Source organism: Halomonas sp. BMC6, assembly GCF_964204995.1.
Taxonomy (GTDB): domain Bacteria; phylum Pseudomonadota; class Gammaproteobacteria; order Pseudomonadales; family Halomonadaceae; genus Vreelandella.
In genome coordinates, this window is the sequence record NZ_CAXNSH010000001.1 from 2,978,833 (window position 1) to 3,001,981 (window position 23,149).

At 59.1% G+C, this 23,149-nt stretch carries 23 protein-coding genes; 9 read left to right on the forward strand and 14 right to left on the reverse strand.

Annotation, left to right across the window (positions count from 1 at the left end):
- The first annotated feature begins 56 nt into the window (after positions 1 to 56).
- Together AB6K10_RS14470 and AB6K10_RS14475 are read left to right on the forward strand one after the other, a co-directional pair.
- Positions 57 to 1,790: a proline--tRNA ligase gene (locus AB6K10_RS14470; RefSeq protein ID WP_339119100.1), complete on the forward strand. Its 1,734-nt coding sequence runs from the start codon at positions 57 to 59 to the stop codon at positions 1,788 to 1,790.
- 9 nt (positions 1,791 to 1,799) lie between these two features.
- Positions 1,800 to 2,381, forward strand: coding sequence for a lytic transglycosylase domain-containing protein (locus AB6K10_RS14475; RefSeq protein WP_339119101.1), 582 nt, complete (start codon positions 1,800 to 1,802; stop codon positions 2,379 to 2,381).
- On the opposite strand, the gene AB6K10_RS14480 is transcribed toward AB6K10_RS14475, so the two are convergent.
- On the reverse strand, positions 2,378 to 3,580 hold the full coding sequence (locus tag AB6K10_RS14480) for a PqqD family protein (protein ID WP_339119102.1): 1,203 nt from the start codon (positions 3,578 to 3,580) through the stop codon (positions 2,378 to 2,380). The two genes, AB6K10_RS14475 and AB6K10_RS14480, sit on opposite strands and share 4 nt — an antisense overlap.
- Before the next feature lie 33 nt (positions 3,581 to 3,613).
- A complete protein-coding gene (locus tag AB6K10_RS14485; RefSeq protein WP_339119103.1) occupies positions 3,614 to 3,856 on the reverse strand; it encodes a hypothetical protein in 243 nt (80 codons plus the stop codon).
- 223 nt (positions 3,857 to 4,079) lie between these two features.
- On the opposite strand from AB6K10_RS14485, the gene AB6K10_RS14490 reads away from it, so the two are divergent.
- From AB6K10_RS14490 to AB6K10_RS14510, 5 genes are all read left to right on the forward strand, one after another.
- Positions 4,080 to 5,096 (forward strand): IS30 family transposase, encoded by a 1,017-nt coding sequence (locus AB6K10_RS14490; protein ID WP_339117990.1) that lies wholly within the window; start codon positions 4,080 to 4,082, stop codon positions 5,094 to 5,096.
- Between the two features lie 284 nt (positions 5,097 to 5,380).
- The gene (locus AB6K10_RS14495) at positions 5,381 to 5,992 is read left to right on the forward strand and encodes a Cupredoxin (RefSeq protein WP_253016158.1); all 612 of its coding nucleotides are present in this window, start codon (positions 5,381 to 5,383) and stop codon (positions 5,990 to 5,992) included.
- A gap of 11 nt (positions 5,993 to 6,003) precedes the next feature.
- The gene (locus AB6K10_RS14500) at positions 6,004 to 8,346 is read left to right on the forward strand and encodes an EAL domain-containing protein (protein ID WP_339119104.1); all 2,343 of its coding nucleotides are present in this window, start codon (positions 6,004 to 6,006) and stop codon (positions 8,344 to 8,346) included.
- Between the two features lie 17 nt (positions 8,347 to 8,363).
- Entirely contained in the window at positions 8,364 to 9,221 is an 858-nt protein-coding gene (locus AB6K10_RS14505; RefSeq protein ID WP_339119105.1) for a DUF3034 family protein, read from the forward strand.
- A gap of 52 nt (positions 9,222 to 9,273) precedes the next feature.
- On the forward strand, positions 9,274 to 9,735 hold the full coding sequence (locus AB6K10_RS14510) for a group 1 truncated hemoglobin (RefSeq protein WP_159342431.1): 462 nt from the start codon (positions 9,274 to 9,276) through the stop codon (positions 9,733 to 9,735).
- Here the strand turns inward: AB6K10_RS14510 and AB6K10_RS14515 are convergent.
- From AB6K10_RS14515 to AB6K10_RS14530, 4 genes are all read right to left on the reverse strand, one after another.
- The gene (locus AB6K10_RS14515; protein ID WP_339119106.1) at positions 9,719 to 10,852 is read right to left on the reverse strand and encodes a GGDEF domain-containing protein; all 1,134 of its coding nucleotides are present in this window, start codon (positions 10,850 to 10,852) and stop codon (positions 9,719 to 9,721) included. The two genes, AB6K10_RS14510 and AB6K10_RS14515, sit on opposite strands and share 17 nt — an antisense overlap.
- The gene (locus tag AB6K10_RS14520) at positions 10,852 to 11,358 is read right to left on the reverse strand and encodes a hypothetical protein (protein ID WP_339119107.1); all 507 of its coding nucleotides are present in this window, start codon (positions 11,356 to 11,358) and stop codon (positions 10,852 to 10,854) included. Before AB6K10_RS14520 ends, AB6K10_RS14515 begins: the two co-directional genes overlap by 1 nt.
- A gap of 298 nt (positions 11,359 to 11,656) precedes the next feature.
- Entirely contained in the window at positions 11,657 to 11,782 is a 126-nt protein-coding gene (gene ccoM / locus AB6K10_RS14525) for a cytochrome c oxidase subunit CcoM (protein WP_368473622.1), read from the reverse strand.
- A 135-nt stretch (positions 11,783 to 11,917) separates the two neighbouring features.
- On the reverse strand, positions 11,918 to 12,436 hold the full coding sequence (locus tag AB6K10_RS14530) for a peptidylprolyl isomerase (RefSeq protein ID WP_159342432.1): 519 nt from the start codon (positions 12,434 to 12,436) through the stop codon (positions 11,918 to 11,920).
- Between the two features lie 132 nt (positions 12,437 to 12,568).
- Between AB6K10_RS14530 and AB6K10_RS14535 the strand changes: the two genes are divergently transcribed.
- On the forward strand, positions 12,569 to 13,939 hold the full coding sequence (locus tag AB6K10_RS14535; protein ID WP_339119108.1) for an MFS transporter: 1,371 nt from the start codon (positions 12,569 to 12,571) through the stop codon (positions 13,937 to 13,939).
- A gap of 15 nt (positions 13,940 to 13,954) precedes the next feature.
- On the opposite strand, the gene AB6K10_RS14540 is transcribed toward AB6K10_RS14535, so the two are convergent.
- Positions 13,955 to 15,775, reverse strand: coding sequence for an SEC-C domain-containing protein (locus AB6K10_RS14540; RefSeq protein ID WP_339119109.1), 1,821 nt, complete (start codon positions 15,773 to 15,775; stop codon positions 13,955 to 13,957).
- 122 nt (positions 15,776 to 15,897) lie between these two features.
- Complete coding sequence (locus tag AB6K10_RS14545; protein ID WP_339119110.1) at positions 15,898 to 17,145, reverse strand: AarF/ABC1/UbiB kinase family protein; 1,248 nt, start codon at positions 17,143 to 17,145, stop codon at positions 15,898 to 15,900.
- A 187-nt stretch (positions 17,146 to 17,332) separates the two neighbouring features.
- Here AB6K10_RS14545 and AB6K10_RS14550 point away from each other — a divergent pair, with 187 nt between their 5' ends.
- Positions 17,333 to 19,297, forward strand: coding sequence for a DNA topoisomerase III (locus tag AB6K10_RS14550; RefSeq protein ID WP_339119111.1), 1,965 nt, complete (start codon positions 17,333 to 17,335; stop codon positions 19,295 to 19,297).
- Here AB6K10_RS14550 and AB6K10_RS14555 read toward each other — a convergent pair.
- From AB6K10_RS14555 to AB6K10_RS14580, 6 genes are all read right to left on the reverse strand, one after another.
- Entirely contained in the window at positions 19,294 to 19,857 is a 564-nt protein-coding gene (locus AB6K10_RS14555; RefSeq protein ID WP_339119112.1) for a histidine phosphatase family protein, read from the reverse strand. The two genes, AB6K10_RS14550 and AB6K10_RS14555, sit on opposite strands and share 4 nt — an antisense overlap.
- Positions 19,858 to 19,887: 30 nt before the next feature.
- Positions 19,888 to 20,277 (reverse strand): hypothetical protein, encoded by a 390-nt coding sequence (locus tag AB6K10_RS14560; RefSeq protein ID WP_159342437.1) that lies wholly within the window; start codon positions 20,275 to 20,277, stop codon positions 19,888 to 19,890.
- A 126-nt stretch (positions 20,278 to 20,403) separates the two neighbouring features.
- Complete coding sequence (locus AB6K10_RS14565; protein WP_285263202.1) at positions 20,404 to 20,643, reverse strand: hypothetical protein; 240 nt, start codon at positions 20,641 to 20,643, stop codon at positions 20,404 to 20,406.
- Positions 20,644 to 20,705: 62 nt separating this feature from the next.
- Positions 20,706 to 22,010, reverse strand: a complete 1,305-nt coding sequence (locus tag AB6K10_RS14570; protein ID WP_368473623.1) for a S8 family serine peptidase — start codon at positions 22,008 to 22,010, stop codon at positions 20,706 to 20,708.
- A gap of 111 nt (positions 22,011 to 22,121) precedes the next feature.
- On the reverse strand, positions 22,122 to 22,910 hold the full coding sequence (gene map / locus AB6K10_RS14575) for a type I methionyl aminopeptidase (RefSeq protein WP_339119114.1): 789 nt from the start codon (positions 22,908 to 22,910) through the stop codon (positions 22,122 to 22,124).
- The gene (locus tag AB6K10_RS14580) at positions 22,903 to 23,109 is read right to left on the reverse strand and encodes a ParD-like family protein (RefSeq protein WP_159342440.1); all 207 of its coding nucleotides are present in this window, start codon (positions 23,107 to 23,109) and stop codon (positions 22,903 to 22,905) included. The genes map and AB6K10_RS14580 overlap by 8 nt, the downstream gene beginning before the upstream one ends.
- Positions 23,110 to 23,149 lie beyond the last annotated feature (40 nt).

Genomic DNA, 23,149 nt, shown 5'->3' on the forward strand with positions numbered 1-23,149 from the left:
TACGTTCGATATAACGATTCCGCATCACCGCTACCAACCAAGGAATGCTCACGCCCATGCGCGCCAGCCAATTATTGATTGCGACATTAAAAGAAACCCCGGCCGACGCTGAAGTCATCAGCCACCAGTTAATGCTGCGCGCCGGTATGATCCGCCGTCTTACCTCGGGCCTGTACACCTGGCTGCCCCTGGGGCTGCGCACCCTGCGCAAAGTCGAAGCCATCGTGCGTGAAGAGATGAACCGCGCCGGTGCCCAAGAAGTCCTGATGCCTGCCGTTCAACCTGCTGACCTGTGGCAGGAGTCTGGCCGCTGGGAACAGTACGGCCCGGAATTGCTGCGTTTGAAGGACCGTCACGAGCGCGATTACTGCGTGGGTCCGACCCATGAAGAAGTCATCACGGACCTGGTGCGCAAAGAGATCGCGAGCTACAAGCAGCTGCCGGTGAATTTCTACCAGATTCAAACCAAATTCCGTGATGAGATTCGTCCGCGCTTTGGCGTGATGCGCTCGCGTGAATTCATCATGAAAGATGCCTACTCCTTCCACCTGGACGAAGCCTCGCTCAAAGAGACGTACCAAAGCATGTACGACGCCTATTCGCGTATTTTCACGCGTTTGGGCCTCGACTTCCGCCCGGTGATTGCTGATAACGGCTCCATTGGCGGCACGGGCTCTCACGAATTCCACGTGCTGGCCGACTCCGGCGAAGACGATATCGTGTTCTCCAACGCGTCTGATTACGCGGCCAATATCGAAAAAGCCGAAGCGCTGCCCGCGCCGCTGGGCAGCAACGTCGAGCGCGCGGCCCCCAGCGAAGAGATGCGTCTGGTCGATACTCCGAATGCCAAAACCATCGCCACGCTGGTAGAGCAGTTCAAGCTGCCCATCGAGAAAACCGTCAAAACGCTGATGGTTCACGCGGCAGAAGGCGGCCTCATTGCGCTGCTGGTTCGCGGCGACCACGAACTCAACGAAGTCAAAGCGGAAAACCTGCCTCAGGTAAAAGCTCCGCTGACCATGGCCAGCGAAGAAGAAATTCGTGCCGTCGTCGGTGCTGGCCCGGGCTCGCTGGGCCCGGTCGGTTTAGCGATGCCGATCATCATCGACCGCAGCGTGGCCTTAATGAGCGACTTCGGCGCGGGCGCCAACATCGATGGCAAGCACTACTTCGGCATCAACTGGGAGCGCGATGCGGCTCTGCCGCAGGTGGCTGATCTGCGTAACGTCGTAGAGGGCGACCCGTCTCCCGATGGCCAAGGCACGCTCTCGATCAAGCGCGGTATCGAAGTCGGCCACGTGTTCCAGCTTGGCAAAAAATACTCCGAAGCGATGAATGCCACCGTCCTGGGCGACAACGGCAAAACCAGCCACCCGTGGATGGGCTGCTACGGCATTGGCGTGACACGCGTGGTCGCGGCAGCCATTGAACAGAACCACGATGAGTCTGGCATTATCTGGCCCAATGCGATTGCGCCGTTCCAGGTCGCGCTAGTACCGATGAACGCGCATAAATCACAGCGCGTGCGTGAAGAGTCCGAGCGCCTTTACCAAACACTAACCGCCGCTGGTTTAGACGTACTGCTGGACGACCGTGATACGCGCCCCGGCGTGAAGTTTGCCGACCTGGAACTGATGGGCGTCCCTCACCGTTTGGTGATTGGCGACCGTGGCCTGGACAACGGCGAGCTGGAGTACAAAGGCCGTCGCGATAGTGAAGCCACCATGATTCCTGCCGACAAGATCGTCGACTTCCTGCGTGAACAAGCGGGCCTTGTTAGCGCAGAGTAATCGGCAGGTATGTCACTGAACACTCCTTGGTGGCGTTTGTCGCCTCGGTACGTGAAGTGGGCGCTGGTGGGCAGCATAATGGTGGCTGCCCACCCCGCGCCAAGCGTAGCGGCGCCTGCCCTACGCCCCACGCTGGAAGCAGCCGACCCGCAAACGCCCTACGTTCAGTGGCAATTACAGCAGTGGCGCAGCCGTATGGATGCGCCACTTTCCCGCTTTATCGCCTCGCCTGAACGGCGCCACACTTTACTGACGCGCCTCTACCAAGAGGCCCGGCTCGCCGGGCTACCGCCCGAGCTGGTGCTGGCATTAATTCAGGTCGAGAGCGCCTTTAATGCTGATGCGGTGTCGTCTGCCGGTGCCGTTGGCTTGATGCAGATCATGCCGTTTTGGGCAGAGGAGCTTGGCCTGCCCATGGACGACCTTACGGAACCCAACCGCAACTTGCGCTATGGCTGCACGATTCTAGCCCACTACCTCGCCGTCGAACGGGGAGACTTTACCCGCGCGCTCGCTCGCTACAACGGCAGTCTGGGGAAGACGTGGTACCCGGAGCGAGTGCTCAAGGCGTGGCAAAATCACTGGCGCTAAGCGTTAACGTCTTCAATCAACCCAGCGTGATAGAACTGCGCGAGTAGCTGCGCCACGTCTTGGCGTACCTGTTCAAATTCTGCGCCTACAAAAAAGCCTGTGAGCGTGTCACTCACGCAGTCAATATCAAGCGGTTCGTTATTCAACAGCGCCCACACGGCCCGGCTGGTGGTATTCAGCCGATGAATCGCGCCGCCCTCCTCGGCAATCACAAATAGCTCGTCGCCTAGTGGAAACTCAAACGCTGCCTCACTGGCCTGCCACTGGCGCGCATCCGTTGGCTCGAGGGCAGGTATCACGTCAGGAGTATCACAACGGGGCTGACTGGCTAATGTCAGGCCCGCTAAGGTGTCACTATCCCAGCGTTCCGTAAGCCACTGGGCTGCATCAAAGGCATCGCGATAGCGCAGCAGAAAACAGGGCAACCCCTGTAGCAGTGGCAAGAAGCGCTCGATGAGGGCCTGATCGGACTCATGCTCGGCGAAATTTTGCTGCAGAAGCTGCCACAGCCCATCGCCTGGTTGCAGGCGGGTTAGCTGGGGCTCGTTTAGCGATTCATCGCGGTCAATCAGTAGTATCGCCCCCAGCGGGCAGCGCTGGCCGTGGCCAGCTAACTGGGTATTGTCCAAACGAAGGTAACCATAGCGGGCGTCCTTAGGGCCAAGGTGCGTTTGTACAAACTGACGAAACTCAAGAGACATCGCGTCAGGAAGCGGTAGCCGCAAGCGTGGTGCCACGCCCAGCGCAATCCCTTCCCCTTGCTTGTTGAGCGCCAGCACATCATCGCCAAACACACGCTGTCCAGCCGCTGCAAAGGCGGCGGTTAAGGTGCTTTTGCCCGCCCGGTATGTATCGGGAAAGATCACTAGCTGGCCATTGATTTCCACTGATCCGCAGTGCAAACCCACTAACTCCGGGTGACGGTAAAAATACGCGCCGGCCGCATCCGCGATAACGCTACAGGCGGTGCCTACCGCGCTGTCCAGCAGCGCTCCTTCAGGCAGTGCAGGTGCTTGTTGCCAATACCCCTGCGGATGCCGCCATACGCAGATCTCCGGCGATTGGGTTTGCGCGGCGCAGGGCGTCAAGGGCCAGCCTGGCATGGCGGCTGTTAAGACGGGCAGCAACTCGTCGGCATTCACTAACCGAAGGCAAGGCCCAACGCCTTCTAGCGTATAATCTTGATGGTGGCTCGGCATGGCCGCTCCCTTACCAGCGCGGCAGCACACGGCTTAGGCGAATTTCAATGACGCCGTCGCGCTCCCAACGTGAGCGCTGGGGCCGAGAGTAATAACGCTCCGGATAGCCATGGCCATGGCGTGAATGATGCTGATGAGAATGGCGCGCTCTGGAATAATCAGGCCGGGAGTAACGGGGGCGCGAATAGTGCGGCCGGGAATAATGGGGACGTGAATAGCTGGGACGCGAATAGCTGGGTCGTGAGCGACTTGGGCGCGAGCGATGGTGATGATCACGCGCTTCGGCTTGGCCTATAGAGAACAACGTCGGTGCAACGTAAAGGGCGGCAGCCCCCAAAACTAAACTTGCCAACACTTGGCGACGAGAACGGCGCTTATTTAACAGCTTTCGGGAATCATCGATCTTTTTACTCATCACGGCTCTCCTGATCGGTATGGCAAACAGCTTGGCCGCAGAAACTGAGTGCAACACCTGAGTATTTCGCTAAGGTGTTGCCCCATGTCTTACCTCGAACTCAGCATTGAAGAACGCGCCAGCATCCAGGTGGGTCGCGCCCAAGGGATGAGCCTTCGGCATATTGCCCAGCTTCTGGGGCGAGCGCCTTCAACCATCTCGCGTGAAATACGCCGTAACCAAATGGACCAGAACGGTTACTGTGCCCGGCATGCCCAACGTCAGCGAGAACAGCGTCGAGTGTCCTGTCGTCCTACGCGTAAGCTTTTGCCAGGCACCGAACGGTTTGATCTCATCGTGCATATGTTGCGGCGACGCTTGTCTCCCGAACAAATTAGCGGCAAGCTCAAGGTGATGAAACTACCTGATTTGCGCGATGCCTACGTCTGTCGAGAGACGATCTACACAGCCATTTATGCTCTGCCTGTTGGTCACCTTCGCAAGGAGCTGATTCACTGCTTGCGGCAAGGTAAAACGACACGCAAGCCTCGCCGTGGCGAAGTGGATCGGCGTGGCCAGATTCCTGACATGGTCAGCATTCACTTACGCCCACCCGAGGTCAGTAAGCGTGAAATGCCCGGCCACTGGGAGGGTGATCTGATCAAGGGCAAGAATAATGCGTCTGCTGTTGGCACGCTGGTAGAGCTCAGTAGTGGCTATCTGATCCTGGCCAAAATGGCCGACGCTACCGCTACCTCAGCGGTAGCAGGCTTCAGCGCCGCCTTGAACCGGATGCCGACCACTGCTCGAAAAAGCATGACCTATGACCAGGGGCGCGAAATGGCAAAGCATACGGAGATCACTCAGAATACCGGCGTAGCGATTTATTTTTGCGATCCCCACAGCCCCTGGCAACGGGGCGCCAACGAGAATATCAATGGCCTGATCCGTCAATATTTACCGAAAGGAACGGACCTATCGGTGCATAGCCAGGAAGAGCTGGATGCTATTGCCCTGGAATTGAATATGCGACCTCGAAAACGCTTTGATTTTAAATGTCCGATAGAGGTGATGAGTGAACTGATGGCCAAGTACCATGAAAGCCCATCAACCCTCCAATGAGTGTGTTGCGCTCAGAGTCTGCATCCGCCCAGATTAACGAACACTGTTTCTAAAGCTACTCTAGCCCCGCCGACCGGGTGACACCATGCTATCTACTTGACTTCCCCATTGTTTACTCTTTTTCACTTTCTGTGAGTATATCGTTAGTGCGAAAACATGACTTTGCCACATAATAGTTACATGATAAGCCACCCCTGTACTTACTAAGGTAACTTTCCATGCTTACATTGCGTAAAGGCGTGCGTTTAACCCACCCACTAAAGACACTTGGTTGCTTGATAGCTATGACGAGCCTATCTGCCCAAGCCGCCAATGTAAGCGTCACCGATACGGCAGGTACACCGCTGGAAAACGCGGTCATCGAAGTGTATTACGACGCTGCAACGCCGACGGATGCCCAGACGAAAAACATCGTTCAGCGCAATGCGGCCTTCAACCCTCAGGTCACGACGATTCCCACCGGCAGCCACGTGGCGTTCCCCAACGAGGACACCACACGCCATCATGTGTTTTCGTTTTCGCCCGCCAAGACATTCGACCTCGAACTCTTTTTGAGCGAAACCCCACCGCCGGTTCACTTCGAGAAAGCTGGCGTCGTGGTGCTGGGTTGTAACATCCATGATCAAATGCAGGCGTTCATCGTGGTCAGCGATGCGCCTTATGCCGCCCTGACCGACAGCGCAGGCAACCTATCTCTGCCAGCGCTTCCCGAAGGCAGCCACCGAATGCGAGTGTGGCATAGCCGGATGGATGACAGCCAAGCCGTCTGGTGGGAAGGCGAGATTAGCGATACCGACAACCTCACCGTGGCGTTGGAGCTAAACGCCATTCCTCCCCAGCCGCCCACGCTGTCGCCGCTTCAACAGCGTTTCCAAAACGCGACGCATAGTCACTAAACGAGATGACCATGCGCTTTCGCACGCGACTCACGATAGTTCTGTTGACGGTTGTGATCATTTCGCAACTGGCAACGGGCGTCGCGTTTTTGCGCGCGACGCAAAACGATGCACTGGCGAAAGGCAACCAGCGTTTGGAGGTGGGCGCCCGCGTGTTTCAACAGCTGTTGAGCATTCGTGGCGAGCAGCTGTTGGGTAACGTGGCCATCCTCGCCGACGACTTTGGCTTCAAAAGTGCCGTCGCCACCCAGGATACGGCAACCCTTTATTCGGTGCTGGCCAACCACGGTGACCGCGCCCAGGCCGATATGGTGATGCTCAGCGATTTGAGCGGTAACATTCTGGCCAGCAGCCACCATGAACAGAACAGCGCCATGCCCTTCCCAGGCCTGTTCCAGCGTGCTCAGCAAACCGGTAGCGGTGTCGGCGTGGTGATCGATAATGGCGAACCTTATGAGTTCGTGCTGTTACCGGTGCGCGCACCCAACCTGATTGGATGGGTCGGCATGGGGTTTCTGATCAACGAAAACGTGACCGAAGAGATCAATGCGCTCACCGGGCTGGAAATCAGCATTGTCACCTATAACGCCAGCGGCGATATCAGCTATCTCGCCAGCTCCCACCAAGAGCAGCTCGCCATGAGTTTAATGAGCGATAGTGGCTCTCAGCTGATGGAGGGTGCCTACACCACCAGCAACCAGCTATCGCTGGACGATGACTACCTCTCTTACGCAACGACGCTCATGGCAAACCAGCGGTATCAATCCTTTGCCCTCATTCAGCTCTCCCGGAATGAGCTGTTGGGTGCATACAGCCAGCTACAGTGGCAGCTACTGAGCATCGTTGCGCTGATGGTACTGCTCACCCTGGCCGTGGCGCTATGGAGTGCACGCAGTATCAGCAGGCCGCTGATTGCGTTAGCGCAGGCCGCGAAGCGTATCGGTCAGGGCGAGCGCATCGATGACATTTCGAGCGGCAGCACGGTGACCGAGACCAATCAACTGGCGACGACGCTGCTCTCCATGCAGGAGGACATTGCCGAGCGGGAGGCCTCGCTGCTCCACCAGTCGCGTCACGACCTGCTGACCAACCTACCCAACCGGGTCAGTGCCTTCGAAGATCTCCAGCGTTTTATCGTATTGGGGAAGCCTTTTACACTGCTGCGTTTGTCCATCAATGACTTTCGCGACATCAACGACACCTTCGGTTACGAACTCGGCGACCACCTGTTAGTGACCTTGGCCGACCGTTTACAGCGCTTGGGCGCTCCCGTGGAAAAAGCGTACCGCCTGGATGGTGATGAGCTCATGCTGATGATCGACGCGCCCGAGTTACGCGAGCACATGCGCGAAGAGATCATCGCAGAGATCAGCGAGCCGGTGAGTCTGGAAAAATCGCTGCTCGTCCCAGCGCTCTCTGCCGGTGAGGTCAACTACCCCGTCCATGGCGATAACGCGCAGCTACTGCTGCGCCGCTCGGATATCGCCCTCGACCAAGCGCGCCGCCATCGTCGCCCTCACGAGCGCTACGTCGAGGGTCAAGACGAGCAGCACCTGCGCCAGCTGATGCTGATTCGCGATCTTCAGGAAGCCGTCGACAACGGCGAACTATGGATGGCCTACCAGCCCAAAGTCGATACCATCACGGGCAACGTTTGCCAATTCGAAGCGCTGATGCGCTGGCGCCATCCGACGCTCGGCTTCGTGCCTCCCGACGAATTCATCGGTTTGGCCGAGCGCTCGGGCAATATTGGACTGCTCTCCGACTGGATGCTGGCCCACGTATGTGAGCAGCTTTACCACTGGAAACGCCAGGGGCGGCATCTTTCGGTGGCGATCAACCTCTCCGCAAGCGATGTCATCGATCCTGGCCTGCCAATGCACATCCATGAGTTGTTCGAGAGTTACGGCTTGACGCCCGACCAGCTCGCGCTGGAAGTCACCGAAAGTGCCGTCATGCAGGATGTGAATGCCGCCACCGAAACGCTAATGGCGCTCAGCCAAATGGGACTGAAAATTGCCGTCGATGACTACGGCACCGGCTACTCGTCGCTGGCACAAATCAGACGGCTGCCGGTGGATGAGCTGAAAATCGACAAATCGTTCGTCTTGAAGCTGGATACTCAGCAAGAGGATCTCACCATCGTTCGCTCGACCATCGAAATGGGCCACCACCTTGGGCTCAAGATCGTCGCCGAAGGCGTCGAGAACAGCACCAGTGCGGCGCTATTGAGCCAACTGCACTGCGATTATCTTCAGGGGTACTGGATCTCCAAACCCATGCCAGCGGAGGCCGTTACCGACTGGCTGGACCAATTCAAGACGCTATCACTCTCAGCCGCGGTCACTCACTAATTAAAAAAGGGGACACTATGCGCAACACCGGCTCATCAAAACGGCGCGCGATCGTCGCGGCGACCGCACTTGGCGCGCTAATGGCTGCCACCGCTAGCATGGCGGGCAGCCGTATCCTAGGCACTGGTGCGGTCAGTGCCATCGAGGGAGCCGCGGGGGGCGGCCTTTCTCCTTGGGCCGTGCTGTCCAGCACCGCCAGCGACGACGAAATAGGCGTCACCGCAGCGGCAACGCGGGCGTGGGTCGATGACTACCAGCTCACCGTGACGGGCGCCAACGTCAATCTCCATGACCGTATGGAGTTTTCCATCGCCCGTCAGACCTTCGAGCTATCGACGCTGGGCGGAGAGCTGGAGCAGGACATTTATGGCGCTAAAGTCCGCCTCTTTGGCGATGTGCTCTACCACCCGCTCGGCGTGTGGAGCGCTGGCGTGATGCACAAGCGCTTGGTGGATGGCACCGTACCTACGGCGCTCGGTGCCGATGACGTGAACGGTACCGACGCCTATCTCAGTGCCAGCAAACTACTCTTCAACGCCTTCCTGGGTCGGAACGTGCTGCTCAACGGCACGTTGCGCAATACCTCGGCCAACCAAGGCGGCCTGCTGGGCTTTGGCGGCGACCAGGGCGGCCACGCCTGGATGGCAGAGGGCAGTGTCGGGGTCTTCGTGACGCCGAGTTGGGTCGTGGGTACCGAATATCGTCAAAAGCCGGATAATCTGAGCGTTGCCGACGAAGAGGATTGGCAGAGCGTCTACAGCGCATACTTCTTCAACAAACACGTGTCGCTGACCGGCGCCTGGCTGGATTTGGGCGATATTGCGGGGCTGCCCTCTCAGCGTGGCGGCTACCTCTCCTTACAGGCGGCCTTCTAAACCGCTCTCGCGCTTCACGCGCCACGAAAAAGACGACGAAAAAGGAACCGCCATGAGACTGCATCACTCTTTGCAAAGCATTTCGCGGGGCACGCTAGTGGCCGGGGCGCTGGTCGGCGTGTTGGCGCTGGCCGGGTGTGCCCAGCACGCACAGCAGGCCACGCTGTATGAACGTATGGGCGGCCAGCCCACTATCGATGCGGTGGTCGAGAACTTGCTTTACCGCATTGCCGATGACGAGGAGATCGTCAGCTACTTTGCCAACAGCAATATCGACCTGTTCGCTGCTTCGCTAGCAACGCAGCTCTGCGATGTGGCCGACGGCCCCTGTCAGTACGATGGCCCGCCCATGGACCGCGCTCACCAAACCATGGGCATCACCGATGCGCACTTTAACCGCGTGGTGGAGTACCTGGACGCCGCCATGATCGAAGAGAACGTCCCCCTCGCCGCGCGTAACGATATGCTGGGCCGTCTAGCACCGATGTACGACGACGTCATGCGCTTGCAGTGATTTGCCAGCCATCTCGCCCAGCGGTTTTCACTTGATACAGCGCTTTGTCGGCCGCTGCATAGGCCCCAGCAAAGGAGGTGGCATCGGCCACAAAGCGCGCGCCCCCAATGCTCAAAGTCACATCTTTATTATCAGGATGCGCAGGATGAGGACATTGGGCGGCCTCTAACCCCACCTGCAGCGCCTCACAAAATTGGGTTAGCGCTTGGTCGCTGGGGCATGGCAGCAGCGCCGCGAACTCATCGCCTCCCAGCCGGTAGAGCCGGGCCTCTTCGCCCAGGGCATCCTCCAGCAGCGTCGCCAGTCGGCGGAGCAGGCGATCTCCCTCAGGGTGACCGAGGGCATCGTTGTACTGCTTGAAAAAATCGATATCGACCAGAATCAGCCCCATGGAGCGCCCCGAATACCTCGCCACGTCCTGATAGAGCGCGCTCCGATTACCGATGCCGGTCAGCGGGTCGCGCATGGCCCTGGCCATCCAGGCAAATTTTTCTGCGTTCGCTCGCTCGGTGCGTTTGAGCTGACGTTGGTGCATGACCCAGAACAGCAGGCCAAGGGCAAAAATCAGCACACTGGAGTAGGTCAATACTTGGTTATGACGGCGAGTGCTGGATGAAAAGTCGTTGATGGCCATACCACGACGGTCGAGCTGATTCATTTCGATACTGGTCAAGCACTGCACCGGTACGAACAGCGCGTGGGCGGCGTCGAAGGGGTCGATTTGCTCGGTGTCGAGCAGGTCGGCGATGTCATCCATGAGCGCTAGACTGGGGGCGGTGCAGGCGTACTTCTGCCGATAGATATCTACGTCGAAGAGCCCATAGGCTAATTCCAACGAGTGGCGGGCATTGCCAACCTCCAACGGCGACGTCGCGACGAGCAGCTCCTCTTGGGCACGCTGCACGTACCCCCGAGCCCGGGTGGCCAACTGCTGGCCCGTCAGGCTGCCGGTCTGGCTAAAGTACGCCTGGATTTCCGGATAGACCCAGCGTGCTTCGTAGACGATCAGCACCATCAGCCCCACGAAGCTCATCAAGCTCAGGGAGAGCCAGGTAAACAGCCTGCCCGATCCCCAGCGAACCGGCGGCTCGGGCGGCTTCTCAGGCTCGGTAGACATCACCACTGCGCCTCGATGCTACGAATCATCCAAATCCAGTCGTTGAAGTCGCGCAAGTTCTCGACATCGCGCCCCGTATATTCACGCTCGACCAATCGAATCGGCCCCCGCGAGCGCAGGGTCAACGGCTGACCCTCCTCGATGGTCACCAAATACCAGGTCGGGTCATCCCAGCCCCCCAGGCTTACCTCGTAATCGTCCCAGGCGGTGAAGTGCAGCGTGGACGGCACCTCGCCAAAATGCTCGATCAAAAAGTCACGAAAGGAGACCCCGCGCATCTCCACGTCGCGGCCTTGAAAGGGGTCGAAAACGGTAAAGCTCGTATCGGCGCGATCGCGCAGATCTCCCAGCGCGACTTTTTGTGTGGAATCACCATTGATCAGGCTAAGCGCCTGGGAACTGGCGCTGAGTGGCACGCCGACAAGCAGTAAAACGACGAGCCCCCTAGCTGCTTTTGAGAGCGCCCCACTGCAACGTAAGGACAAACGAGACAGAACAGCCTTCATCGCGGTCAGCTTCCTAGTTTGGTTTAGTGCACGATAGTGGTCGAGGCACTTTACCAGAGCATGACCGCCAATGCTTTTCAACGCCAATTAACACTCACGCTTCCGTCTTATTTCTCCTCAACCGCCTCTTACTTCTCCTCCTCCATAGCATGACGCGGTATAAACACGAGGCATAAAAAAGCCGGCCCATTGGGCCGGCAACAGGAAGCTTACACCTTGGCGTAAGCCCCCTCCCCTGACGACTGTCACAGCCGATTGGCTACAGCCGTGTCGCGCTCGCGCTAAAGCATCGTCGGCGTCACGACCTTTTACGTTCGCCTTTGCGCAAATGATCGCGAATCACGAAACCTACCCAACCCACCATAAAAGCGATCACTAAAGCGACAGTGGCCAAGCCGAAAATAACAGCCTCGTCCCAGTACATGATGTTCCCCTCTCGCCGTGATGTATGGGGCCATCGTACTGCGTCCAGAAAAGAGGAAACTGACCTGGATCAAGCTTTACCAATGACCACCATGGCGGCGATCGCGAACTTGATGCAGGTCAGTTTTTTGGGGGCTTAAAGAACTTTGCGGTCTTCTACGCTACGGTGCTCGGTGCCTGGGGGCAGCGGGTGGCCTTTGGCAAGCTCGGCACGGGTCGCTTCACGAACGTCCAAAATCGTCACCTGATAGCGCAGCGTGTGGCCTGCCAACGGATGGTTGGTGTCCACGGTGACGTTATCGCCGTCGATGGCGAGCACCGTGACGATCTGCGGGCCAGCCTCACCCTCGGTCTGAAACCGGCTGCCGGGTTCGATCGCCGCACCGCCAAACGAGGCGCGGCTCACCTCTTGCACCAGGTCTTCGTTACGCACGCCATACGCGTCGGCGGGTGCCAGCGTAACGCGCAGCTCGTCGCCTGCCGTTTTACCGGCTAAATCACGCTCCAGGCCCGGCAGAATGTTGTCGTGGCCGTGCAGATACTCCAAAGGTTGTTGACGCGCCTGGGAGTCATCCAACACGCGGGTGCTGCCATCGCTGAGCACATCGCTAAGCACGTAGTGCAAGGTCACTACCTGATGGGCGGTAATCGACATGGAAAACTCCTCTCCGGTAAGCTGTCGGCTTTGTCATGGAACGCTGACCATGAACCCTAGACACAGTCTAACATCGTCGAGTTTTTCAGCGGGCCACGTCACCGATGTTTTCTTTTGGGAGTACGTCCTTACATGCCCACCCCGACTCCCCAGCGCAGTTGGCTGGCGGCGCTTGGTATTTACTGCAAAGCGCCAGTGATCACCATGCTGTTTTTAGGCTTTTCCGCTGGCCTGCCCTTTTTACTGGTGTTTTCCACGCTCTCTGCCTGGCTGCGTAGCGATGGCGTCGACGTTGCCGCTATCGGCTTTTTTGCCTGGATCGGGATGCTCTACTCGATCAAATTCTTCTGGGCACCTGTCGTGGACCGGCTTGCTCTACCGCTACTGACGCGGGCGTTTGGGCAACGACGAGGCTGGATGCTGCTGGCCCAAGGCATGATTGCCGCTGGCCTCATTGGCTTAGCGGGCGTCGACCCCGTGGGTAATTTGGGCTGGGTGGCCGCCTTTGCCCTGCTGGTGGCGTTTGGCTCCGCGACGCAGGATATTGCGATAGACGCTTACCGTATCGAATCCGCCAATGACGATGTCCAAGCGGCCATGGCCTCCACCTATATCATCGGCTATCGCGGCGGCCTGCTGGCGGCGGGTGCCGGTGCGCTGTATGTGGCTTCGGCGGTGTCGTGGCACGCCGCCTACCTCACCATGGCGGCTCTGGTCGGCATTGGCGTGCTCACCGTCTTGATTCGACCGGAGCCCAAACGCGCTTCGCTGACCGTGCAGCTCATCCACGAGCCCAAAGTGCGCGCCTTCATCCGCGCCAGCCGGGGCCAGCCGAAACCGCTGCGGCGCATGGGCGCCTGGGTGATTGGCGCCATCGTGTGCCCGTTTACCGACTTCTTTCGTCGCTTTGGCGTGAAGGCGATGGGCATTTTGCTATTCATTGCCGTGTTTCGCATCAGCGACTTGGCCATGGCCTCCATGGCCAACCCGCTGTATATCGACTTGGGCTTTTCACTGGCGACCATTGCCAACGTCACCAATATATTTGGGATTGCCATGAGCATTGCCGGGGGGATTCTTGGCGGTCTACTGGTGGCCCGTTATGGCATTGGCCCACTGCTGATTTTTGGCGCAGGGCTGGTGATGGTCACCAACCTGCTGTTTGCGGTGCTTGCGCTGATTGGCAATCAGGTGCCGATGCTGGTGGTGACGATCATCGGTGATAACCTCGCTAACGGCCTCGCCAGCGCGGTATTCATCGCGTTTTTGTCGAGCTTGACCTCGCGCGCGTATACCGCCACGCAGTACGCGCTGTTTTCGTCACTGATGACGCTGCCAGGGAAATTCCTCAGCGGGTTTGGTGGGATCGTCGTGAGTGCTCAGGGCTATGCCACGTTCTTCGTTGTGGCCACGCTGCTCGGCCTACCCGCCATTGTGCTGGCGATCTGGATCAGCCGCGACAAGCAGCTCGTACCTGCCCCGGTGAACGGGGCAGGCCAATAAGACCGTCAGGGAGGCTCAGCGGTGGTTGGCTAGCCACTCCAGCGCCCCAGGAGTCGTGCGCCACTGGTCACGCATCAGCGTGCGGTACTGCCATGCTTCGGCCCGGGAGCCAGGGTCGACCTGCCCATCGGCGTGGGGCATGGAAGGTCTGGGGTTCTCGGCGCAGATCAGCTCCAGTGCATGGCGGTTGTGTGCCATGACGTCTTGAATAGCGATTTCCGCCGCTGCCTGCTGGCCTAACCGATAGAGCGCCAGCGTGCGCCCCATCAGAAGCCCTAGCACCAATGAACCATCGTCTTTCTGGGGCTCTTCAGTCAGTGCCAGTGCCTCTTCGTTACGGTGGTCACGCAGCAACTGGTCCAGCACCAGTTCCCTCAGGCCTAGGCTGTCTTCCTGATCGATCGCCAGCAGCTCCTCGGCCAGCTCCCGTGAGTGCTGGCGGGCACCGCGCTCCATCCCGACGACCAGCGCCAATCCGGTGCGCAGCAGCATGGCGTTATCGGCGTCGTCCCAGCATAGGCTGCCGTCTCCGGCGGCGCGGGCCTGCTCCAACCAGCGAGACAAGCGCAACGCCAGTGGCTCTAGCAGCGTGGGAGCCATCCACGGCAAGCTGCCGAAGCGGCTGGTCAGCGCCAGCGTCAGATCCTGCACGACCTGGGGCGCGTCTAGCCATTCAGGATGCGCACACAGAGCCGACATCCACTCCACCGCATTACCCCAGGGATCATCACGGAAGCCTAGCGCCACGTCTTCGTCCACCATGACCTGAAACTGCTCGTGCCAAGCGGCAAACAGCGTCTCTTCGCGGGCGGTGGTGGTGTAGTGCAGGCGGCCGGACTCGGCATCCTGCTCGATGGCGAGTTTGGGAGCCACGGGCAGCGCTGCCAGCAGCGCTTGTAGCGACACCAGCGGCGTCGCCATGTCTTCTTCGGCACTCAGCAGCTGATCGGCCAGCGTGGCACCGGGGTTATCCGCCAACGCGGCCAGGAATTCGAGCTGATCTTCGTCCAGGTCTCCCTGGCGCACCAATCGGCGGTACCAGAAGTTAGCCCGCTCTTTGGCCTCTGCTTCGTGGCCTTCGTGGAGCAGCAGCATGGCTTCGATGTAGGCCAGCGTCGGAGAGTCGGGCAGCGCCTGCTGGGCTTTGACGAACGCCGCGCGAGCGCTATCCAGATCGTCGTTATCCAGGTGCATCAAACATAGCCGCTCTAGGGCGACGCCCCGCAAAAAGAGCGGCCCTCGCTCCATCACGTCGTCCAGCAAGTCGGCACGCTTGCGAGTAAAGCCACGCTCTTGATAGATATCCAACAGGATCTCGAAAGCGGGTTCGGCCTGCTCCGGCAGGCGCGACCAGTCGCTGCCATCGAACAGCGACTCCAAAATCTGCATTGAGCGGCCCGTCTGGCCGCTTTCAGCGGCGATCAGCCCGGCTTCCAGCAATGCTTGCGCCGGGGCCTGCTGGCTCTCCAGGGCCGCTTTCAGGGTCGCGCCTTTCCATTCGCGCAGCGAGAGCATCCACATCATCTGTTCGGGGATTTCCGTGGGAAAACTCACGCGGTAGCAGCACTGCTTGTACTTGCGTCCAGAATCGCACCAGCACGGCTCGTTGCGGCCGGGCGTCGCCAACGGCTCGCTAGCGAACGCCAGCCGCTCCAACGGCGTTTGCGACCACAGAATGGGCGCCAGCGCTTGTGCAGTCGCCAGATCGCCGTTGAATGCTTCAGCGCCCTCGGCACGTACCCACGTCATGAAATCGGGGTAGTGCTCCTGCTGCCTGATTGCCGAGAGTGCCCCAGAGGCAAATCCCAGCAGTTGATCGACCCATACCGCCAGCATTGCCGTCTCCACTGTCTTCAAGACTATTGATCGGTGAATCCAATTAAAAAGCGCAATAGTCTAGCACGGCTGGCGGTGCTACCGCAGCGGCAATCGGCCGGTAGCGGTTTGCACCGATAGGCTCAATCGGCACGCGCCCACGCCAGCAACGGCTGGGTACGGCCATGCATGTCCAACCGGGCTTTTAGACGTACCAAATTCCAGTAGTGACCGTTGAGCGCTCGAGAGAGCAGCAGCGTATCAGCCGGGGGCTGCAAGCGGTCCATGGCCGCCCATACTTTGGGGGTGAGTTCCCGCAAGCGGCGGTGAACGCGCACGTCGCTAAAATCCTGCTCGCCGGGGGCAAACAGCGGCGTAATGCACTCGGCGGATTCCCGATACAGCGCCAACGGCGCCCCTTGGCCCTGGCGGCCGCCCATCTTCATCAGCGCGTCATCCATGGCCATCGGGTCCTGGTCCAGGGTGGCATCCAGTAGCTGCATCATGGCTTTGAGCCGCGCTTCGGGGACGGGAATCACCGCGCCTAGATCGTAAATCACCAAACGGCCCTGCTCGTCACAGGCGAAATTGCCCGCGTGAGGGTCGGCGTGCAGTTCACGGTAGGTAAACAGCTCTTCGGTAATCCAGTCCGCCAGCGCCACCGCCACCTTTTGCCGGGTAGCGTCGTCAGCGCTTTCTAAATCCCGCAGCGGGGTGCCGTCGACAAAGCGCATGGCCAAGACGTGCTGGCCAGAGAGTTCGAACAAGGGCTCGGGAATCACTAACTCTGGGTGACCGTGATAACGCTCGCGGTAGCGGGCTAGCGCTTTGGCTTCGGCGTGGTAATCCAGCTCATCGCGCAGCCCGGCTGCCAGCTCCTCGAACAGCGCATCCAGCCGTGCTTGGGGCACCTTGAACCAGCGCCCCAGCCCCATGATGCGCCTGACTTGCTTGAGATCGCTCTCCAGCACGTCGGCAAGGCCGGGATACTGCACTTTGAGCACCACCGTCTCGCCGTCTAGCGTTACCGCTTTGTGAACTTGGCCCATGGAGGCGCTGGCAAAGGGCCGCTCTTCGATCTCACAGAAGTGCTGGTCGATATCACCGTACTGCATCACCAGCGCTTCGCGAATCTTTGGCCAGGGCATGGGCTCGGCCTGACGCTGTAAACGCGCCAGCTCGTTGGCCAGGTCGGGGGGCAGCAAGTCATCCCACTGGGACATGATCTGCGCCAGCTTCATGGCCGGACCTTTCAACTCCGACAAGCCCTCGAAAAGCGCCTCGCCCAACGCCCGCCAATCCGTTTGGCCGCCTAGCCGCGTTTTTAGCAGGGCACCCCCCGTGCGGGCACCCAACCCGAATAAACGTCGTGTTCTACCGCGTTCGCGCATGAACATCACCTCTCAGTGTTTAGTGTCAGCTTACTCAATCCGCTAATTTTATACAAAAACTATACGAACAAATGACGCACGACACCTTTCAAGTACCTGTATAAATTTTCACGCCTCGACGTTCAACCCACTGAGCGGCTTCTGCTACCATGACACTCTTTCAAAGACCGCTGCCAGGGCCTACCGTATGCGCTTGATTATCGCCGAGAAACCCAGCCTCGCCCGTGCCATTGCCGACGCCCTGCCCGGTGGCGGCAAACGCCAGGAAGGCGCGATTGTGTGCGGCGATACCACGGTGACTTGGTGCCTGGGCCACCTGCTGGAGCAAGCTCCACCGGAAGCCTACGACCCCGCCGATAAACAGTGGCGCCTCGACCGGCTGCCCATCGTGCCCGGCACATGGCAACTCGCCCCGCGCCCTAAAGCCCGTGGCCAGCTCGCGGTGATTCGCAAATTGATCAAACAGGCGACCAGCGTGGTGCACGCTGGCGACCCCGACCGAGAAGGCCAGCTACTGGTGCAAGAAGTGATCGAGCATTTGAAATACCGTGGCCCAGTGCAGCGGCTCTTGATCAGCGACCTCAACCGGCCAGCGGTCAGCCGCGCGCTGGCTAGCCTGCGGTCGAATGCTGAGTTTCAGCCGCTGTTTCAGGCCGCCCAGGCGCGCTCCCGGGCCGATTGGCTATACGGTATCAACCTGACGCGCGCTTGGACGCTCACCGGCCGCCAGGCCGGGCACGATGGCGTGCTCTCGGTGGGTCGGGTACAAACCCCGGTGCTGGGGCTAATCGTACGGCGAGACAACAGTATCCGTGATTTCAAACCCTACCCGTTCTACCCGCTTTGGGTAGACCTACAGGTAGCGCAGGGGCAACTGCGCGCGTGGTGGGCACCGAAAGCCCATCAACCGCTGGATGAGCAAGGGCGACTGACGGACCGCACGCCCGCCGATGCCCTGGCCGCTCAACTCCCCGGCGTGCACGGCACGCTCACCCAACTAGAACAACAAGAAAAGCGACAAGCGCCACCGCTGCCCTACTCACTCTCAGCCCTGCAGGTAGACGCCGCCCGCCGCTTTGGGCTTTCTGCGCAGATGGTGCTGGATATTTGCCAGCGGCTATACGAACAGCACAAGCTGATTACCTACCCTCGCTCCGACTGCCGCTACCTGCCCGAAGAGCACCTGGCGCTTGCCCAACGCAGCCTCTCCGGTGCCTGCCAGAATGACGACACGCTACGAGGATGGCTCCACGGGGCCGACTTCACCCTGCGCTCGAAAGCCTGGAACGACAAGCAGGTGGGCGCGCACCACGCCTTAGCACCGACCGGCAAGCCCGCCGATTTCAGCCAGCTTTCTGCCACCGAAGGCCATGTGTTTCGGCTAATAGTGCGCAACGTCATGGCGCAGTTCTACCGCCCGCTGCGCACTTTTGAAGTGAAAGCCGAGTTCACCCTGCTGAACGAAGCCTTCCGCGCTCGCGGCCAAAGCATTCTCGACCCCGGCTGGAAGCCACTGTTCACCACCCGCGAAGACACCCCGCCGCTGCCACCGCTCACCCAAGGCGAAGCCTGCCAAGCACTCGCCGCAGGCGTGGAGGAAAAAGAGACCCGGCCACCAGAATCGTTCACCGATGCCAGCTTAATCAAAGCAATGATGAACATTGGCCGCTACGTGGAGGACCCAGAGGTGCGCCGCACGCTGCGCGACACCGACGGCCTGGGCACCGAAGCCACCCGCGCAGGCATCATTGAAACCCTGGTGCAGCGCGGCTACCTGGTGCGCCAGCAAAAAGCGCTACGCGCCACCAAACTCGGCTGCGCGCTGATCGCCGCCCTGCCCAGCGCCGTCAGCACACCGGAACGCACCGCCCTTTGGGAGCAACGCCTGCGAGCGATCTCCGAGCAGCAAGACGACCCCAACGCCTTCCAGCACGCACTGCTGGAAGACTTACGCGCCCTGCTAGGCCAAAGCGACGCAGCTAAATTGCGCCACAGCCTACAAACCGCCCAAGGCGAAGCTGGTGCCCCCGCCAAACGCAGCGGCGCCTCTAAGAAAAGCTATACGCGGCGTAAAAGTACGAGCGGTAAGACAACCACGGGGAGCCGCAGCAGCACGGCGGGGAAGCGGCGAACTAAGAAAACAACGGTCTAGGGTATTAACGGTCGATTGACGAAGCCAACGGTCACCTGTTCGCCAATCGAAAGATGCGTCAAACCACAATTATGATGGGGGAAGCGCGTTTTGCTCGGTAGCGCTAAAAAGCTATTCAATAGCTCACGAATCATATGCCCGTGAGTCACCACCAAAATTCGTGGATATTGCTGAGATAACAACAGATCTTTTGCGTGTTCAACGCGTTGCAAGAAAGCCCCCGGCGACTCATCGCTACAAGGCACTGGAACACCACTGGACAACTTCTGGTAGCCAACAGGCATCAGCGGCACCTCACTGGTGAGTACCAGTTGGCCTTCTGCTAGACACGGATGTATCTCAAACGGTAGAGAACTGGCGTCTAAAAAAGGCTGCACTGTCTTCACAGCTCGTGAAAGAGGCGAGCAAAGAATTGCATCAAGCCTCAAGGAAAGCAGCCCGCTAACAATAGCGTGAGCTTGCTCGCATCCCAGAGCCGTTAGCGTGTCATCCATCCCGCTAGAAAGCCGCCCCTCCTGGTTAGATAGCGTTTCCGCGTGACGCAGTAAAAAAATATCCATTTGCATTACGTTGGTCAGAGAGCCAAATCGTTATAGAAACCACCAAACTACCAAAAGCAGCGCGTAAACGATCAGTGACATAAGTGTGACAGGCCCAAGTAAGCGTACTTTTTTGCCTTTAAAGACAGCGCCATCTTCGCCTTCTAAGGCCACTGCGCGACCAGCAAATTGCTTGTATTGCCAACTTGCAGATAATTCGAAGATCGCGAACAGTATTACGATGATGGTGCCGATCATCTGCGCTTGAAACGCCAGCTCTATTGCCTGCACACGGCATTGATCTAACAGTGAATAATGCGCCGTCAGGAGCCCAATAGTAAACGCGGCACAGACGCCCATCATCGCAAATCGAATAGCACCTAAGTGTCGGAGCTGATTCATTAGCTCAGCGTATTGCAAATCGATCGAAAGGGGAGGCATGGCTTAGCCCTTCTGTACTTGGCGAGATGGACGCTGTCCCTATACTGACCTCGCCTCAGTACACAAGCCGCTTTGGTGCATGACCATCGGAAGTTCGGTTGTTTGCTGTAATGATAATGCTACTCCTCACCACGTCTCACTCGCCCCTGGCGGGCCGATATCCATTGGCATATCCGGTGAAATATCTAACACGCCTTGAATCTGCTTTAGACGCTGCGCCGTGGCTTCGTCGGCGGCACCGGTAATGCAGCCGATTTCCTCTAGCACTTCTCGAACCGTCAGGCCTTCCGCGCTGAGGCGGGTGGCGATGTCATGGATGGGCTGATCGCTGGAAATCGTGATCAACCATAGCGTGACCGTTGCCATGGTACGTCTCTCCACAGTGTGCGCTGGGCGTTTGGAAAGAACCGCCCAGCGCGGCGTGATGGTTAAGGGGCTTGTACCAGCCCTACGCCCACTTGCGTGTCAGGTAGGGGCAAAGGTTTGGCCGACGCTATTAACTGCTCCCAAAGCTTTCGCCCACGTAGGGAGGCATCCGACTGCGCCCAGAGGGCAGCACAGCCCGCCACGTGCGGCGCGGCCATGCTGGTGCCGCTGATCGATTTATGCCGCGTGGGCCGGGGCCACGACGAAAAAACATCTCGGCCAGGGGCGGCAATGTCGATTTTGCCATGATTGGAAAAGTTGGAAGGCGATAAGTTGGGATCTAAGGAAGCCACCGACATCACCGTAGGCGAGTTGGCGGGCGCGCCCGTTTGCATGGCGGCATTCCCCGCTGCGGCAATCACCAGGCAGCCGTTACGCAACGCCGCTGCCCCGGCATGGGTGTAGGCGGCTTGCACCGGGCTTTGGCTCCCTAACGACATCGAAATTATTTCACAGCGGTTGGTAATCGCCCAGTTCAGACCCGCCAGCACTCCGGCTCCGGTACTGCTGCCTGAGTTGGTGAGCACCTTACCCACCAGAATTTGCGCTTCATAAGCAATGCCGTAGCGCGGCGTGGTATCACCTGGGCTTTGGGGGCCACAGGCTGTGCCAATACAGTGGGTGCCGTGCCCGTTCATATCCTGCACGGCCTCTCCTACAAACGAGCGGGTCGCGAGTTCTCTGTCGGCAAAATCCGGGTGCCCCAGATCCATACCGGTATCCAACACGGCGACTTTAATGCCCGCCCCGCTCCAGCGGCTTTGCGGCACTTTACAACGGCTCAATCCCCACGTGGGCCGAAGCGCCGCTTCAAGCTCTGACGTCCCCTCTTGGGCATCCAGTTCAACGCCTAAATCCCGTGCAATAGTCGTGGCAGCGCGTAAAAAGCCGCGCAAATACTCGGAATTCTCTGAAAACGCAAAGTACTCCGGTTCGATGATGTCGACGGGGCTATCCGCCGCAAGCGTATCCAACACGCTCATCCCGTGCTGCTCTATGGCATCACCGCCAATTAGCGCCACGCCAATTTCGGGAAACACCATGGCTTCTGCGTCGCCGGCGTCTTCCAGGCTCACCGCTTGGTCGGTGAAGTCGCGGGCATCCGCCACGCGGAAATGCTGGGCTTTGAGTGCCTGGATGCCCGCTTCCACTTGGCCATCGCGGTAGCTAATCAAAAAGCGCCCGGTCTCTAGACAGCTTCCCCCACGTTCCAAGGCGTCCAGCAGTAGCTTTTCGGTGCCACACGAGACCGTGGCACGTGGCGGCGTTGTGGGCGTCGTGCCGCTACCTATCGGTTTTTTCGCCATCATCGACATCCTTTTCTTTGCGCATCAACAAAAAACGGCGGACTACGAAACAGTGTCCGCCGTTTCAGCTTAACGTACCTGAGGCGCTTCGCCAGGAAGCGAGACGTTAACTCAATCGTCGAAGGTAGGCATGCGCTCGTCATCGCGCAGCGTGAGCACCTCAACGCCGCTTGCCGTGACGGCCACGGTATGCTCCCACTGCGCCGAGAGCTTCTTATCGCTGGTCACCACGGTCCAGCCGTCGCGTTTGGTTTTGATCTTGGCGTTGCCCATATTCACCATCGGCTCGATGGTGAACACCATACCCTCTTTCAACGTGAGGCCTTTGCCTGGCTTACCGTAGTGCAGCACCTGAGGCGCTTCATGCATGTCGCGCCCGATGCCATGGCCGCAGTATTCGCGGACGATGGAGTAACCGTGGCGTTCGGCATGGTGTTGAATGGCATGCCCCACGTCTCCCAGCGTGGCACCGGGTTTCACGGCATGAATGCCTCGCCACATGGCTTCGTAGGTCGTATCGACCAGCCGTTGGGCATTGGGAGTGACCGTACCCACCAAATAGGTTTTGCTGGCATCGGCGATAAAGCCGTTTTTCTCAAGCGTGATGTCGACGTTGACGATATCGCCTGAGGCCAACCGCTGGGTTTCAGAAGGAATGCCGTGGCACACCACATGGTTCATCGAGGCATTGAGCACGTAGGGGTAACCGTACTGGCCTTTACTTGCCGGGCGCGCCTTTACTACATCGACGATGTAGCGTTCGGCCCAGCGGTTGATATCCATCGTGGAAATACCCGGCTCAATGCGTGCGTCTAAATAGCCAAACACCTGCGCCAGCAGCCGACCCGCTTCACGCAGTAACTGAAGCTCTTCGGGTGTTTTCAGCGTCACCCTACTCACCCATCACCATCCTGATATCCACGTCGGCTTGCTTCATTTGCTCCCGCATGATGTCAGAAAAGGTCAGGCCGGGGTTCGCCTCCGCCAGCATGCCGATTTTGATCCAGTACTCCGCCTGGGCATTGATGGAGCGCACCATCACACCGCTCGCTTTACGCAGCTCTTCATGCAGCTGGTCGTTGATTTTGACGATCCCCATGGCAACCTCGATATATGTTTCGAATACGAAATGTATACGA